The following is a 15,138-nucleotide window of genomic DNA, read 5'->3' on the forward strand; positions in this document are numbered from 1 at the left end:
GATTTAGATGGGTTGTAAAACCCGTTATTTTTAACTTATTGGGATTTATTATTGGCCATTCTCCCCGCCAGTAGAGCTAGGATGCCAATGGGTGCCAGCATGACGATTTGTGGAAAGAAGATACCGTATATCATACTTGTTACCACAAATACCATAGCCAAACCGATGTATTGAATACCAATATAGTTTGGCAAAATCTTACTGATTGGGTTGCTTTTATCCTTTCTACTGACGTATAACAATGAGAAAGAGGATAGATAGAGCACTATCGAAATCATGTGCCACGCAGAATGAAGTGTCCACCTAACTGTATCTGGAGCGTCTGTGACCAAAAGCGGTGAGATAATATCACTTTCTCCGATAAATGTGTGAATGACAGCAACTCCCAAATTAACAATTGCTGCGATGATGAGAAGTCTTTTCATAGTTTCAATTTGATGATGATTTTTAAATACATCACAAAATTGCAACTTGGCTCTTCATCACACTTAATGATATTGCGGAAAGGCTAAATGATATTACAGAATTGGTTGTTTGGAAAGAATTGAATCTTGGTTCTCATTTTGCCTAACGGTTTGCATATGGCTTGTGGCGGTTTCGAAGCACTTTCCTGTCCCCCGAAACTAAAGCTGGCTACGAAGCGAAAACCTTGCTGGCAGCCGTTCACCCGCCATAAGCTATATGCTGTGTTGGCAGTAGCTTTTTTTAAAACTTCTCCTGAATAGAATATAATTTATTCATTTGTTGTTTCATTACCTTATCTGGTGTCAATTTCATAATAATTTTCATTACTATCTGACCGAAACCATTATGCGCCATCTGCCCAAATATCCAAGAATTATTAACCACGTAATCTACTTTTTCTCGTCTATTTGATTCAAATAAACTTAAGGCTTGTTCTATTTGGTTGTGTTTCGCCAAGATGTTAGCTAAATAATATGCATCTTCCATGCCTTGGCCTGCACCTTGTCCCATATTAGGTGTTGTAGCATGTGCTGCATCTCCTACCAATACTACTTTATCTTTGTGCCACTTATCCAACCTTTTTAGGTCTGAAATGTCGTTTCTTATGATTTTCTCCCCGTTGGTATGTTCTATAATGTTTAAGACTAGAGAATTAAAGTCACTGAAATAATTTTTTAATTCTGCTTTAATTGTAAGGATATTGTCGGTACCATTTTGTGAAGCATTCTTCACTGCAAACCAATAGACTTGATTTTCTGTTACTTGAGAAAATCCAAAACGTATCTTTTTCCCCCAGCTTTCAATTCCTGCGTTTTGAAATTCATCAGGTAGCCTAATGTCCGAAATTCCTCGCCAACAAGTTTGACCTGAAAATCTTTTTGAACTATTAGAGAATATATTATCTCTGACCTTTGAGTTTATTCCATCTGCACCTATTACTAAATCAGACATAATCTCCCTACCACCAAATGAAATTTTTACCTGATTTTCATTTTGCTCTAATGATTTGAATTCGTATCCTAAATTTACGATACCCTTAGGGATGGCTTCATAAAGTATTTTTTGTAAAGTTGCCCTATGTATAGCAACAATTTTGTTGCCTTTTTCGTCTTGAACTACTTCTTGTTTTGTTTTTTTAATCGGGATTAATTGAGAGTTTGTTATGTCTACTTGGTCTAACAATGTGCCACTTTCTCTAACAAGCTCACCCAACCCTAACCAATCTAAAACTTTAAGGGCGTTCGGTTGCATCCAAATTCCTGCCCCAACTTCATTCAGCTGTTTTGCTCGTTCAAATACTTCGCAGTCAAACCCTAATTTATTGAGGGATAATGCAGTCGTTAAACCAGCAATTCCACCACCAATTATTGTTATCTTCATTTATGTCATTTTTTTAAGTTACTGCCAACGGTCTCGGGTATGAAACGTAGGGCATTTCGGAGCTCCTTACCTGTCTACTGAGACTAAGCTTGCTAAAAACCCGAAACTTGCGGAAACCACTGCCCGCCCTATGTTTTATACCCATTGTTGTGGCTAGTACTTTTTTATTTTTTCTTGTCGTAAGTCAATATTTGAAGTCCGTCTGAAAAGGATTCTTTTTCAATCAGTTCCCAATATTCATTTGCAGTTGAAGTACCAAATAATTTAGTTCCTTTTCCAAGCACTATTGGGTTTAATTTAAGTTTTAATTGGTCTATCAGTCCGTTTTCTAATAGCCAACCTGCAAACTGTCCGCCACCACACAAATAAATGTCTGTCTTAGCATTTTGTCGTATTTTATTTACTTTATCAATACTAAGATTTTCAATTTTTACAGTTTTGGATAGGTTATCAACTTTTAGTGAATTGGAAAATATGTAATGTTCCATATTTGGATAGGCAGGTTGTCCTGGTTCAAGTCCATATTTAAATCCAAATTCATAAGTTTTTCGTCCCATAATAACTGTTGAGAAGTTCGCAAGGTCTGACTGATATTTTTCAACACCTGCGCCTTGCAAAATGAACTTGCTTATGTCATCATTTTCTCCTGCAATATATCCGTCTAAAGAACTTGCTACGTAATAAATTATCTTTTTCATAGAATCAATTTTGTTTGTTAAACATTACCATATCCTTTAATTGAATCCCGTTTTCAAAAATTGCACTTTGATAATTATTTAAGAAAAAATCTTCTTTTATTGCATATTTTTTAAATCCTAAATTCTGATAGAATCTTTGCTGACTGTGAGATGCGTCACCAGTGCCTACATAAATGATTTTCACACCTTTTTCTCTGTAAAAGTTTTCTAGCAAATTGATTGCTTGTTTTCCAAAACCATTCCTTTGATGCCTTTTTGAAATGGCAATATTCTTCAATTCAATAGTATTGTCATTATTAATCATTACTGCCATAATACCTATCATTTTGTTATTCAGTAAAATTTCGAACACACTGCAGTCATTGATATACTTGTTTATTGCTTCTATGGATTCGTCTGCTAAAAGCAATAAATCAAAAGGGTAGTTATCTTTTGATAGTTGAATTATAATATCAACTTTTTCCATTGTCGTTCTTTTGTATTAGCCACAACGGTTAGTATATGAAAAGTAGGCGATTTCGAAGCACCAAACTTTCAGTTAAACCCGAACTTTGATACGAGCTAAAACCCTTGATTTTACTACTATTTCGCCTATTTTTTATATACATTGTTACCTGCTGGCTTTTTTCATTTTTTCTTTCAGTTCGTCAATCGTATATGGTTCTTTTCGTTTATGAATCATTGCGTGGCAGTTCGGACAAACAGGTCTCAAATCCTTAATTGGGTCGATTTTATATTCTTTTCCAATGTCAGCGACTTGTCTTAAATGGTGAACGTGAATAAAGTCTTTACCTAATTCTCCGTATTCTTTTTCAAAGTTAAATTCGCAAACTGAACAAGAAAGTCCGTAATGCTCAATACAAGTTTTTCTTGCGAATGGATTTCGTTCATATTTAGTTACTAATACTTGATTTGGTGTTCCTTCTGTGTAAACTTTCTGTTCGTCCTTTTCAGTTTCTTTGAAAGGGTTATGTCTGATTTCTTGAGTTGTCAAAAAGTCAAACCATACGGCTTCTAATTCGTCCGTTAAATCTGGATTAATCTCAATTCCTGAAGATTGCGGTGTCCAATTTACTTTTGCCAAGTTGCCTTGATTTAAGATATCAAGACTCAATAGCGGTTCTTTTTCGGGATTTAAAATTACTTCAAAGTCAATCATTACACGATTCACTAATTTATCTTCTCCGCTCCAATGTTTTGATAAAAATGGTGGTGTCGCAACAAAACCCGCAGCCATTATTCCTTTTGGTTCTTCGCCAAGTCGCATTAAGAATGCTCTGTCTCCTGGTTGAATTTTTTTATGACTTATTACACTCCATTTTTCTGTAGCTCGACCTGTTTGTTCGATTTGGTCAATGCTCTGTTCAAGAGTTGTCCAATTCCATTTTTTCGGATTCCACGCAAATAGGAATGTTTTCATATTGTCGTTTTTTCAGCTTGCAGGTAACGTTTTCGGGCTTTGCGTTCGGGCGGGTTTCGGAGCACAAAAATGTCAATCATCACTGATCTTGATACGAAGCACAAAGCTCCAAGTTTGCACGTCACCCCGCCTGACGCAAAACCCGTGTTAGCTGCTGCCGTTTTTATCAATTCATGTAGTCATTAATGTTGTCTATCAATTTGTCAATATCAGCTTGATACTCTTCATTTATTACCTTTCCACTCACATCTATTAAACCTATCACAGTATTTTTTGCTGGGGTTGCTTTTTTTTCCCTTATGTCGTCAGTGGGAATGCAGAAAATTTTATAGCCTTTAAATTGAGATTCTAGTCCTTGTTTTAAATGAGCCATATTATTGTCTAGGATGATAGCAACTTTTTTAAAACCTAGGTCAGTTAGCATTTGGGCAACTTTGTCTGTATTAGATGCACCACCAACGCCCCATCCATAAAAAGTACCATTCAATTTTCTATTTTTAATGGTCAGAATTCTGTCGGTAAAAACCACATCTTCCTGTCCTTCGACTAAAATAATATTGTCGTCAAGAAAAAATATTTCTCTTGCGTCTAATCCAAAGATGTGAGGATTGTTCAAATTATGAATTAGTGTGAGAATTTGTTTGGCTGTCTGTTCTCCTAGTTCATATATTTTTGCCCCATTTATCTCTTTTACTGTTCTTGAGATTCTTCCTCCATTTTGAAGGGATTGCCAACTGATAAAATACGGTGAATGAGTTGAGATGATTATTTGTCTGTCCGCTGCATATTCTACAAGCAAATTATTAAGTTTCTTCTGTAATGACGGATGCAGCGAAAGCTCAGGTTCGTCAATGAAAATTAAATCACCAGGTTTACTATCGTAAAGTGTATCAACAATTGTAAAAACACTTAAAAGGCCCTCTCCGCTACCATCACTGTTGTGAAAAGAACCATTATAATTGAATTTCAAATAATACTGTCCATTGTCTGCTTGTTCAATATACCAATTTGGTATTTGCCCAAGCACTTTACTCAATACTGTATTAAATTCAGCTTGGTTTTGTTGGATTGTAAATAGTCGGTAAGAAAAATTGTCAAGTTGCGTTCCTCTAACCGCTGGAAGAGGTGAATTAGAAATATATTGTTCTCTATTCCAAATACTTTTTCCAAAGAAAGGAGCAAACGTACGTCTTGAAGGTAGTGTGAAAAATTTCACTTCATTTTCTTTCAGTCCATTTTGTTCAAATTTTGTTTCGCTACCGCCACTCGTTTCAGTTTTTAAGGTTAATGAAGTATTGTCCTTTTTACTTATTGTAATTTCAATTTTATCTCCAGCGATTTTATTTCGCCTTCCTTCTGTAAAACTTGGAGGACTATTTTGTGAAATTGCTCTAAAAGCCTCATATATTGTTGATTTACCAGAATTATTGGGGCCAACAATAACGGTCAGCCCGCTACCCAAATTACCATTTGGTTGACCGAAATTTAATGTTTGCTTGTCGCTAAAACCTCTAAGTCCTAATATTTCTATTTTTGAATAACTCATTTGTTGTTTTGTCTGTCTTACGGTTGCAGCTAACGGTTTAGCTATGCGCAGTGTCCCGAAGGGCATTGCGTATAGGTTTTGTTGGCATTTCGTATTTTCTTAGTGATTTTTTAAACAAGCTTTGATAAATTCTTTCAATTCCTCTTGAGTTAATAATAAACTAAGGTTTAAAGGTCGTTCTTTAACAAAATCATCATAAGTCTTTTTAATAGCTGTACCTTCTTGGAGAGTTTCTTTTATGACTCTTATGCTTTCAAAATTCAATGTTTGATTTATCAAGTCATATTTAAAATTTGCAAATCCTATACAACAAACCATACAATCATCAAAACTCGTTTCTTTATCAGGTTTTGAGAACCAAGTCATTAACTTAAATGGTGTGATCAAAGTTGAGTATGATAAAATATTATTCTCTAATTCAACCTCATCCAAAATTACTGCATTGTGGCATCTATCACCGCCACCTATGACTTGATTAAGAACTAATTTGTTTTCTGTAGTTGTTACGTTGAATAAGTATGAATACGTAGCCGTACCTTCAGAGTCATAATAAACACCAATTATCAAATTATTATTTGATTCAAATAAGACCTTGTAACCAAACACTCTTATGTATTCAATGTCTTGAGTGTAACTATACCCATCTTCTCCAGTTACCCATTTTATTTCTTTAGATGAATTTTCTAGAGTTACTTCATCCTTGAACCCTGGATTGTCAGCGAAAGTTGTAATCTCTGACATTGCAATGGCATACTTAGAAAAGTCTGTTTTTTGAGAGTACGAATTTTGAAAAAATAATACCGAAGCTATTATTACAAGAAATTTTGTTTTAATCATTGTTGTTCTGTTTTATATGAATGCCAACGTTTAGTATATGCGTAGTGCGACCGTTTAGGGAGCATTATCGCATATACAGTGTTATGCCTTCGCCCTTCTTTTTGTCGTATTTTTCAGTGCCCAATTGCATTGAAAAAGTCTTTTAATTTTTGTCGGTCAAGTTGTCCTTCTGTCCGAACACTACTACAAAGGTCAAGCCCAAAAGGTTGAACTGTTTCGATTGCTTGTCTTACGTTGTTTTTGTTTAGTCCGCCTGCAAGGAACAAAGGAATTGGAATTGCTTTTCTTATTTCTCGGCTCAATTCCCAATTATGAGTTCGTCCTGTTCCGCCTAATTCCTTAATAGACAAGTTTGGATTTCCACTGTCTAATAAAATAGCATCCACATACTTAGATACTTCGATTGCTTCCTTTACAGAATTTTCGTCAATAACGTGAATTACTTGAACCAATTTCACATTTGGCAATTCGTCTCGCAGTGATTGATACTCTTGTTTTTCCAATTCGTCAACAATCTGAATTGTCGTAGTATTTACTCTCTTATAATGCTGGATTATGTTTTGTGGTTTTGTTTCACTCGTTAGCAAAAAAGTTGAAATAGGTGGTGGTACTGCCTTGGCAATTTGATAAATGAGTTCATCTCCAATTACACCTGGGCCACTTGGCATATGACCAACCAAACCTAATGCAGAAGCACCGTATTCAACGGCTAATTTTGCTTCTTCAATACTGCTTATACAGCAAATTTTAACTCTTGGTCTTGTCATATAATTACTTTATTTTCAATTTCTTCTGTCATTGACAAAAGGTTAAGTTTGCCGTCATATTCCGCACTAAATGCAAAAGGTTTGTTGTCAAGAATATACTTGTAAATATACCAATCAGTTTTTGGCGTTGGCACTTTCAATAAGTCTTCAAAGCCAATCCACATCAAAGTCCCTTCGTTACAATTTGGTGGTTCAACAATATCAATATCTGCGATATATACATAGCCTGTCCAATTGTATTCTGTCGGAGAGGTTTCTGTCAAAATCCCACAATACTTCATTGTATCAACTTTAATTCCTGTTTCTTCAAAAGTCTCACGTATGGCTGACTTTAAAGGACTTTCAAAAGGGTCAAGTTTGCCGCCAACTGGTGTAAAATTGTCTTTGTTTGGCTCTTTAAGTCTTTTGAGCAACAGGAATTTGTCCTTATGTCTCAGAATGCAGAGTGTCGCAACTCTCTTAAGTCCTATCGGAATTTTATTCATTCAATGTCTTTTTTTTGGGTGAGGCATAACGGTTTGTGTATGGTGTCGTAGCATCCCACAGGGTGCTATGCACCATACACATTGTTGTGTTTTCGTGCTTTGTTTTCAGGTGTTATTTCAACTCTAGTTGATTCCAATTACAGCCCAATGTTTTTTGGTGGATACTTTTTGAATGTTGCCGCATGCGATTTCAACTGTGCACCTAAAGAAGCTAACCAGGCATTCCTACGATGCCCTACAGGCATTTCTTCTTTTGGGTCTATGTATAAATTGAACAGCCAAGGCGCTAGGCCAACATCCTGAATAGTTGCATAGTCAATCCACATATGAGGTGCTTGTGGGATAATGACTTTAATGTGTTCTTTGTATTCTCGCATTCGAATGCCCATCAGTTCAGTACCCCACCAAAAATAAACCGATTCCCGATTCCCCTTTCCATTATCGTGAAACAGGAAACTTGATTGGTCAATAAAATCATAATATCTGTCATCAGGGAGTTCGTCTTGAGAAATGCCTGCAAGGCGTAGGCTAGTGCCGAACAGATCCATTAAATCAAAAACATCATCACTTGCTCTTCCAGGGCTTATCATTCCTTTCCAATAGGCAATACCCGGTACGCGAACACCACCTTCGAATGTTGTTCCTTTAGCTCCTCTAAACGGAGTATATCCACCATCTGGCCAGGCATCCATTTGCGGGCCGTTGTCTGAAGTGACGAAGACAAAAGTGTTTTCTAATTCACCTGCTTCTTCCAATGCTTTAAGAATTCGACCAATATGCATGTCTACTTCAACAACAGCATTTTTATAGGGGTATTTGGCAGCACTAAGCCCTGGATAATCAGGGTTGTCAAAATTATCGGCATGCACTTTCATAAAGCAATGCTCAATAAAGAAGGGCTTATCCGATCCAGACAATTCTTTAATCTTAGAAATGGTAAAATCGGCCAATTTATGGTCAGCACGTCCCATGTCTCCCAGGCTTTTGATTTCCTCCAGTTCGTTGGTTGTCCCGTCTTTAAAGCCATGCGTCAAGTGATTAGCTGGACGAATAGTTTCAAACGCTTTAATAAGTTCTTCATTAAGCACCAAATCAGGGAAACGTCTTGGGTCAATTCCTTGAGTAATCTCTTTTTGGGCCGGATAATAGCCGTAGTATTCATCAAAACCTACATCGTGCGGGCGCATGCCTTCAGCTTCACCCACATGCCATTTTCCTGTAAGCAGGGTATAATAGCCGTTGTCGCTCAGTAGTTTGGGTAGGCTTACTTCATCGGCCCATGGATTCTTAGTTATCTTATCGCCTGCCAATATAGGACGCGTTAATCCCGTGCGAACAGGAAGCCTTCCTGTTAAAATGGCTGACCGTGTTGGGGTACAGGTTTGTTGGGAATAACAGGAGGTCAATTTTAAACCTTCAGCAGCCAGTTTATCCATTGCTGGTGTCGCGGCACCAATAGCAGCTCCACCTCCATAAGCGCCAGGTTCTCCATACCCCAAATCATCAATAATGATCCATACTATATTTGGTTTCTTACCCGTTTTTTTCTCAAGCTCAGCTAGTTTTTGAGTTATGTCTTTATCTTGTTCAGGGTGAGGAATCGAGGGTTCAAAATTCTCGACCGTCATAATCGCTCGATTAAAACTTTGGGCGTTTGATTCAAAATATCCTATAACCAGAAAGAGTCCGATTAACGTTAAATGGAGAGCTTTTCTTTTCATATTATTACCATTTTATATTTAATCTTGCATGAAACACAACGGTTAGTATATGAAAAGTAGGCGATTTCGAAGCACGAAACTGTCAGTTAAGAACAAAGTTTGATATGAGCCAAAACCTTGATTTTATTACTGTTTCGCCTATTTTTTATATACATTGTTACCTGCCGTTATTCCATTTTATTCCCAATTAATTACTTTGTTTTCCCAATCAATATTCTCTGTCATTATTCGATTTGTTTCTGTGAATGAATGTTTTCCAAGTTCATTTTCATCAATTCGAAATGTGTTTTTTACAACATGTGTAAGTCGAAGATTATTATCTCTTGAAAATTCTTGATTTATGGCAATATTCACTCCCTGTTGACCAAATAGAACACTTGGATAATAAATCCCATGAACATTACCGTTCCCATGAAGAATAGCTAGATTGGAGTAAGCTGTTGTAATGATATAAGTGAGTAAGTCATTCTTAGCTGGCTTGCGGTATTTTGAGAACATGTATTCAAAAAACCTCGTTGCAGCTTCTCTTGCTTCACCCTGTTGTTCTTCCAAAAATCCGTCTAAAGCTGTACCGTGATACTTATCAAATTCAGAGATTCTATTTTTAGGATTTGGGCTTGTTACTAATATTAAGTCCAAAGGATTAAGTAACTCCCATCTTCCAATTGTTACATCAAGCGTTTCTCCAAAATTCTTAGTTTCCGCCCAATACTCTACCAATTCCATGAATGAAGTTGGTCTATTTTCAGAAGCATAAAAAACAGATTGAAACGGTCTGTTACAACGAGCGAAATCTTTAATGAATTGACTGGGAGGTAAGTTTATCTCATCTACCGAATGAAAGAAATCTTCATTGTTGTGTGTTCTTGTCCTGAATAAAAATGTTCCTGCTGGTAGAGTATAAATCAAAATAGGCAACTGCTTTATGGATATAAAAGCTAGTAAAGCTTTTTCATATGCATATTCAGAACTTGAATCAATACTTTCAAGTTTTGCTATTGCGTTTTCAAGGTTTTCAAGTTCCATTTATTCGGTAGATTCGCTTGTAGGTTCATTATCTGTTTTAATGGCATCCATTGGACTACTAGAATCCTTTTCATTTGAGCCTACTCTCAAAAATTCAATCTGATTGTTGTCTTTTTGCGATACAAGTGTCAAGCGGTTTTTTTCAATGCTTTCTATTTTATAGAATAATTCTTTATTTGGATAAGAAAGGTTTAAGGTTGAACCACCATCAGTAATTTTTAATTGTCCCCTAGATACATTATCGTTGATTATTTCAATGAATTTATTCTTTCCAAAAAATGAGTGGTCGAAATACAGGATTTGGTCGTTGTAAGATTGATTTTCCCAACGCTTACCAAATAGAGCTAGGTTTCTAAAGAATTTTGGTTTCGATAGCAATAGAATGAAAATTAATAACAGCACAGAGCCTAGAGAAATACCTAATTTGGTGAATAAATCCTTCTGAATAGCGCTTTCATTCTCAGTGAGTTCATAATGCTTTCCATAAGTTTTATGATAAACAGCCCAATCCTCAGTATTAATGTTAGCCCCATGGTCTCCGCTACTTTCCCATTGAGAAGAAAAAATACCTGAAGAAGAATATTGTTTTGGTTGAGTGTTACTCATGTAGAAATATTCATTTCTTATGTCAGGAAAATTGGTAATATCAACATACTTGCCTGGAGTATAGGCGCCTGGTGAGTGTCTGTCATCTTCAGTAAAGTAGTTGTATGCTTCCCGGTAGCACTCTCGAACTGACAACCTGTAATTGTCTCGCCAATAGCCACCACCTGTTTTATATCGTTCACCATAACCCAAATCCATGTAGCTTGGTGGTACATAGGTTCTAGTCGGCTTTTTGTAACCCATATCTTCAGAGTATATTGTTTCAATATCGAAACCGTCTTCATTTTGTCTGGTCAACTGCTTTATGGTGAATCCACCACTTGACGCTTCGAATATTGTGTAGAGCTTTTCTCTTTCCCACCATTCCGTAAAAAGTCCTGAAAAGATATCATCATCATCTTTTTTCTTAGTTCCATTTGGGTCGTATCCTGTTTCTATAAGTTCTCCAACAGCCAAACTATTTTGACCATCGAGGATTACAGTTTTGCCATCAAATATTCTGTCAATTTTAGAGTAAATCTGGTTTTTAAGTTCTGTCTTTTTCGATTTATGCAAGCTATATCCAACCAAAGCAGCCAATCCAATTGCAACAATGCTAAAAAAGAGGACTTTTAATGTTGTCCACAATTTTACATTGCTGTCACCAAGTATAACTTTCTCGTTGTCTGTGGTTGGTTCTTTTTTCGAGGAAACATTGGTGTCAATTATTGGAGGCGGTGGAGGGGTTTTCCGTAATAGAACTTTTAATTCTTCGACATCTCTCAGGGGTTTCCAATTGTCAAAACTTTCTTCCCAAATCAAGGTGTCAGACTTGAGATTAAGTTCTTTTAATTGGTCAATCGAATAAGGACCTTTTTGTTCCTTTCCGTCTAGATAGTAAAATTCTTTATTCATAGAGTTCTCGTTTTTTCAAATGGCAGGTAACTAGTAAATATCCTCAATGATATGTAATTTTTTATTCCTTTTTTGATTTATCCTCACGCATCAGCCGGTCCAAGGGACTCTCGATCTGATCCTTTTTTCGCTGGCTTACATGCGTGTACACCGTCGTGGTCTTAATCGAACTATGACCCAAGAGCTTTTGGATAAATCGAATATCTGTTCCGCCTTCCAATAAATGGGTGGCAAAACTGTGTCTAAGCGTATGAATCCCCATTTTCTTCCCAATTTTTGCTTTCTCAACAGCCCTCCGCATGACCGCTCCACAGCTCGAAGTTCTGATAGCTTCCTCTGTGCCAAAGTTTTTGGATACGGATACTGGATTTTTGAAATTGACCGATCATCTGGTTTAAAAAGAAAAATCAAAAAAGAAATTACACTTTCAAAATACGGATTTTTCGGAATAGTCAGAATTTTTACCTAAAAAAATATTTTTTGTAAAGCTTTTTGCTTAGGGATATTTCCTAAAGTTGAGTATTCATAGCTGTGAATGGGACACTCATCGGGGAGATGGAGTGGATTTAAGTTAAATCACGTGAGTGAAGACACTCACGTGGGCTGTAGAATTCAGAGCTGTGAATGAGAAAACCAAAAGGGCAAAGGAGTCTTATTTCTTGTCTCTTGACTCTAATCTCTTAGCCTCGGTTCGTGTCTTCACGAACCGGTAGTACTACCTGATACTAGCTACTTTTTAGCCTCGGTCCAGACCTGCTTTTTTCGAAGTGATGTCTGCTAACTTCCAAGTTTTCCTATCTGTGAGTGAGTACACTCACGTGGGCGGTATTCATGGCTGTGAATGGTGCATTCATCGGGGAGAAGGAGTTGATTTAAGTTAAATCACGTGAGTGAAGACACTCACGTGGGCTGTGGTTTTCCGATCTGTGAGTGAGGACACTCACAGGGGCGATGAGTCTTATTTCTTGTTTCTTGCCTCTAATCTCTTAGCCTCGGTTCGTGTCTTCACGAACCGGTAGTACTACCTGATACTAGCTACTTTTTAGCCTCGGTCCAGACCTGCTTTTTTAGAAGTGATGTCTGCTAACTTCCAAGTTTTCCTATCTGTGAGTGCGTACACTCACGTGGGCGGTATTCATGGCTGTGAATGGTGCATTCATCGGGGAGAAGGAGTGGATTTAAGTTAAATCACGTGAGTGAAGACACTCACGTGGGCTGTGAGGATGAGATTTCTGCTTTGAGTGAAGACATTCACGTGGGCTGAGGTGATTTGAAAGACCTTCGAGGTTCTTGGAAAACCCAAAGGTCAAAAAAAGACCCCAAAGGTCTAAAAAAACCTTTGGGGTCGTCTTGGTACTTTGTACTTCGTACTTGATGCAAAGTATTTGATACTTCTACCTAGGTTCGTGTCTCCACGAACCGGTAGTGCTACCTGATACTAGCTACCAAATACTAGATACTCACTTACGCTTCTTTCTTAGCCATTCTATTCCGCTCATTCTCATCCAAATAGATTTTTCGCATTCGGATGCTTTTGGGCGTGATCTCCAGGTACTCATCCTTTTGGATGTATTCCATGGACTCTTCTAAGGAAAATCGCTTAGGAGGGGCAATTCGGGTATTGTCATCAGACCCCGAGGCGCGCATATTGGTCAGTTTCTTTCCTTTTTGCACATTGACTACGATGTCATTGTCTCTCGAGTGCTCACCAATCACCTGTCCGGTGTACAGGTCTTCTCCCGGCTCGACAAAGAATACGCCGCGATCCTGAAGCTTGTCTATGGCATAGGCTGTACAAGGCCCGCCTTCCATGGAAATAAGCGAACCATTGATTCTTCCAGGGATATTCCCTTTGAAGGGCTCATAGGCAGAGAATCGGTGGTTCATGATCGCTTCTCCCTGCGTGGCTGTCAATACATTATTTCGCAGTCCGATCAATCCTCTGGAAGGGATCTTGAACTCCAAATGCTGCAAATCACCTTTAGGCTCCATGATCAGCAATTCGCCTTTTCGCTGCGTAGCCAGTTCGATGACTTTTCCGGCAGTTTCTTGAGGTACATCCACCACCAAGGTCTCGATCGGCTCGCACTGTACTCCGTCAATTTCTTTATAAATCACCTGAGGCTGCCCTACTTGTAGTTCATAGCCTTCTCTACGCATAGTCTCGATCAAAACGGACAAGTGAAGAATTCCCCGGCCATAGACCAAGAATTTATCCTCTGAATCGGTAGGTTCTACCCTTAGGGCGAGGTTTTTCTCCATTTCCTTCATCAATCGATCCCGTAGGTGACGGGAAGTCACAAACTTTCCTTCTTTTCCGAAGAAAGGGGAGTTGTTGATCGTGAAGAGCATGTTCATGGTAGGCTCATCAATCGCAATTCGGGGAAGCGGTTCGGGCTTTTCTACATCAGCTACGGTGTCGCCGATTTCAAAATCTTCTAATCCGGTAATCGCACAGATATCTCCAGCCTGTACGGACTGTACTTTATTTTTACCCAATCCTTCAAATGTATGAAGCTCTTTGACGCGCATTTTCTTGATGCTGCCATCAGCTTTGCAAAGGGCAATTTGTTGGTTTTCGGTGACGCTTCCTCTCTTTACTCTTCCGATCGCGATACGACCTACAAAGTTGGAGTAATCCAATGAGGTGATCTGCATCTGAAGGCTTCCTTCTTCGATCTTTGGCTCTGGAATATATTCCAAAATCGCATCCAAAAGCGGAAGGATAGAGTCTGTCGGATTTTTCCAGTCAGGACCCATCCAGTTTTGCTTGGCCGAACCATAAAGCGTATGGAATTCCAATTGCTCCTCGGTAGCATCCAAGTTAAACATCAGGTCGAATACCGCTTCATGCACCTCGTCCGGGCGACAGTTTTCCTTATCCACTTTATTGACCACTACGATAGGGGTCAGGCCAAGAGAGAGTGCCTTACCCAATACAAATCGTGTCTGTGGCATCGGTCCTTCGAAGGCATCTACAAGGAGGATTACCCCGTCAGCCATCTTCAAGACACGCTCCACCTCGCCTCCGAAGTCGGCGTGACCAGGGGTGTCAATGATGTTGATTTTGGTGTCTTTGTAGCGTACGGATACGTTTTTGGATAGGATGGTAATTCCTCTTTCACGCTCCAAGTCATTGTTGTCCAGGATCAAATCGTCAAACTGCTGATTTTCCCGGAAGATTTTGGATGCGTGGATGATTTTGTCGACTAGGGTAGTCTTGCCGTGGTCAACGTGTGCGATAATCGCGATATTTCTGATATTCTGCATGATCTGCGTTTTTCAAGCCGCAA

Annotated in this window: 14 protein-coding genes; all 14 read right to left on the reverse strand. The window is 38.2% G+C overall.

Annotated features, from left to right (window positions below):
- Nucleotides 1-35: 35 nt before the first annotated feature.
- The 14 genes from G457_RS0116305 to typA all read right to left on the reverse strand — a co-directional run bounded on the left by G457_RS0116305 (nt 36) and on the right by typA (nt 15,115).
- On the reverse strand, nt 36-425 hold the full coding sequence (locus G457_RS0116305) for a hypothetical protein (RefSeq protein ID WP_026947412.1): 390 nt from the start codon (nt 423-425) through the stop codon (nt 36-38).
- A 280-nt stretch (nt 426-705) separates the two neighbouring features.
- A complete protein-coding gene (locus tag G457_RS0116310) occupies nt 706-1,845 on the reverse strand; it encodes an FAD-dependent monooxygenase (protein WP_026947413.1) in 1,140 nt (379 codons plus the stop codon).
- A gap of 164 nt (nt 1,846-2,009) precedes the next feature.
- Nucleotides 2,010-2,543 (reverse strand): dihydrofolate reductase family protein, encoded by a 534-nt coding sequence (locus G457_RS0116315; protein ID WP_026947414.1) that lies wholly within the window; start codon nt 2,541-2,543, stop codon nt 2,010-2,012.
- 4 nt (nt 2,544-2,547) lie between these two features.
- On the reverse strand, nt 2,548-3,009 hold the full coding sequence (locus G457_RS0116320; protein WP_051260866.1) for a GNAT family N-acetyltransferase: 462 nt from the start codon (nt 3,007-3,009) through the stop codon (nt 2,548-2,550).
- 144 nt (nt 3,010-3,153) lie between these two features.
- Nucleotides 3,154-3,963 carry an HNH endonuclease gene (locus tag G457_RS0116325; protein ID WP_026947416.1) on the reverse strand — a complete coding sequence of 270 codons (810 nt, stop codon included), beginning with the start codon at nt 3,961-3,963 and terminating at the stop codon, nt 3,154-3,156.
- A 166-nt stretch (nt 3,964-4,129) separates the two neighbouring features.
- The gene (locus G457_RS0116330; RefSeq protein WP_051260867.1) at nt 4,130-5,575 is read right to left on the reverse strand and encodes an ATP-dependent nuclease; all 1,446 of its coding nucleotides are present in this window, start codon (nt 5,573-5,575) and stop codon (nt 4,130-4,132) included.
- Nucleotides 5,576-5,608: 33 nt separating this feature from the next.
- The gene (locus G457_RS0116335) at nt 5,609-6,346 is read right to left on the reverse strand and encodes a hypothetical protein (RefSeq protein ID WP_026947418.1); all 738 of its coding nucleotides are present in this window, start codon (nt 6,344-6,346) and stop codon (nt 5,609-5,611) included.
- 113 nt (nt 6,347-6,459) lie between these two features.
- Nucleotides 6,460-7,113, reverse strand: a complete 654-nt coding sequence (locus G457_RS0116340) for a phosphoribosylanthranilate isomerase (protein ID WP_026947419.1) — start codon at nt 7,111-7,113, stop codon at nt 6,460-6,462.
- On the reverse strand, nt 7,110-7,598 hold the full coding sequence (locus G457_RS0116345; RefSeq protein WP_026947420.1) for an NUDIX hydrolase: 489 nt from the start codon (nt 7,596-7,598) through the stop codon (nt 7,110-7,112). Before G457_RS0116345 ends, G457_RS0116340 begins: the two co-directional genes overlap by 4 nt.
- 137 nt (nt 7,599-7,735) lie before the next feature.
- Nucleotides 7,736-9,319: a sulfatase-like hydrolase/transferase gene (locus G457_RS0116350; protein WP_026947421.1), complete on the reverse strand. Its 1,584-nt coding sequence runs from the start codon at nt 9,317-9,319 to the stop codon at nt 7,736-7,738.
- A gap of 177 nt (nt 9,320-9,496) precedes the next feature.
- Entirely contained in the window at nt 9,497-10,345 is an 849-nt protein-coding gene (locus tag G457_RS0116355) for an RES domain-containing protein (RefSeq protein ID WP_026947422.1), read from the reverse strand.
- Nucleotides 10,346-11,845 (reverse strand): DUF4339 domain-containing protein, encoded by a 1,500-nt coding sequence (locus tag G457_RS0116360; protein ID WP_026947423.1) that lies wholly within the window; start codon nt 11,843-11,845, stop codon nt 10,346-10,348.
- Between the two features lie 61 nt (nt 11,846-11,906).
- A complete protein-coding gene (locus G457_RS0116365) occupies nt 11,907-12,173 on the reverse strand; it encodes a tyrosine-type recombinase/integrase (protein ID WP_282705554.1) in 267 nt (88 codons plus the stop codon).
- Between the two features lie 1,136 nt (nt 12,174-13,309).
- Nucleotides 13,310-15,115 (reverse strand): translational GTPase TypA, encoded by a 1,806-nt coding sequence (typA, locus tag G457_RS0116375; RefSeq protein WP_026947425.1) that lies wholly within the window; start codon nt 15,113-15,115, stop codon nt 13,310-13,312.
- Nucleotides 15,116-15,138: the final 23 nt, after the last annotated feature.

The sequence above is a fragment of the Algoriphagus marincola DSM 16067 genome, from assembly GCF_000429405.1.
Taxonomy (GTDB): Bacteria; Bacteroidota; Bacteroidia; order Cytophagales; family Cyclobacteriaceae; genus Algoriphagus; species Algoriphagus marincola.

Coding starts and splice junctions, on each gene's coding strand:
- G457_RS0116305 (WP_026947412.1), bottom strand. CDS start 425: ATGAAAAGACTTCTCATCATCGCAGCAATTGTTAATTTGGGAGTTGCT.
- G457_RS0116310 (WP_026947413.1), bottom strand. CDS start 1,845: ATGAAGATAACAATAATTGGTGGTGGAATTGCTGGTTTAACGACTGCA.
- G457_RS0116315 (WP_026947414.1), bottom strand. CDS start 2,543: ATGAAAAAGATAATTTATTACGTAGCAAGTTCTTTAGACGGATATATT.
- G457_RS0116320 (WP_051260866.1), bottom strand. CDS start 3,009: ATGGAAAAAGTTGATATTATAATTCAACTATCAAAAGATAACTACCCT.
- G457_RS0116325 (WP_026947416.1), bottom strand. CDS start 3,963: ATGAAAACATTCCTATTTGCGTGGAATCCGAAAAAATGGAATTGGACA.
- G457_RS0116330 (WP_051260867.1), bottom strand. CDS start 5,575: ATGCCCTTCGGGACACTGCGCATAGCTAAACCGTTAGCTGCAACCGTA.
- G457_RS0116335 (WP_026947418.1), bottom strand. CDS start 6,346: ATGATTAAAACAAAATTTCTTGTAATAATAGCTTCGGTATTATTTTTT.
- G457_RS0116340 (WP_026947419.1), bottom strand. CDS start 7,113: ATGACAAGACCAAGAGTTAAAATTTGCTGTATAAGCAGTATTGAAGAA.
- G457_RS0116345 (WP_026947420.1), bottom strand. CDS start 7,598: ATGAATAAAATTCCGATAGGACTTAAGAGAGTTGCGACACTCTGCATT.
- G457_RS0116350 (WP_026947421.1), bottom strand. CDS start 9,319: ATGAAAAGAAAAGCTCTCCATTTAACGTTAATCGGACTCTTTCTGGTT.
- G457_RS0116355 (WP_026947422.1), bottom strand. CDS start 10,345: ATGGAACTTGAAAACCTTGAAAACGCAATAGCAAAACTTGAAAGTATT.
- G457_RS0116360 (WP_026947423.1), bottom strand. CDS start 11,845: ATGAATAAAGAATTTTACTATCTAGACGGAAAGGAACAAAAAGGTCCT.
- typA (WP_026947425.1), bottom strand. CDS start 15,115: ATGCAGAATATCAGAAATATCGCGATTATCGCACACGTTGACCACGGC.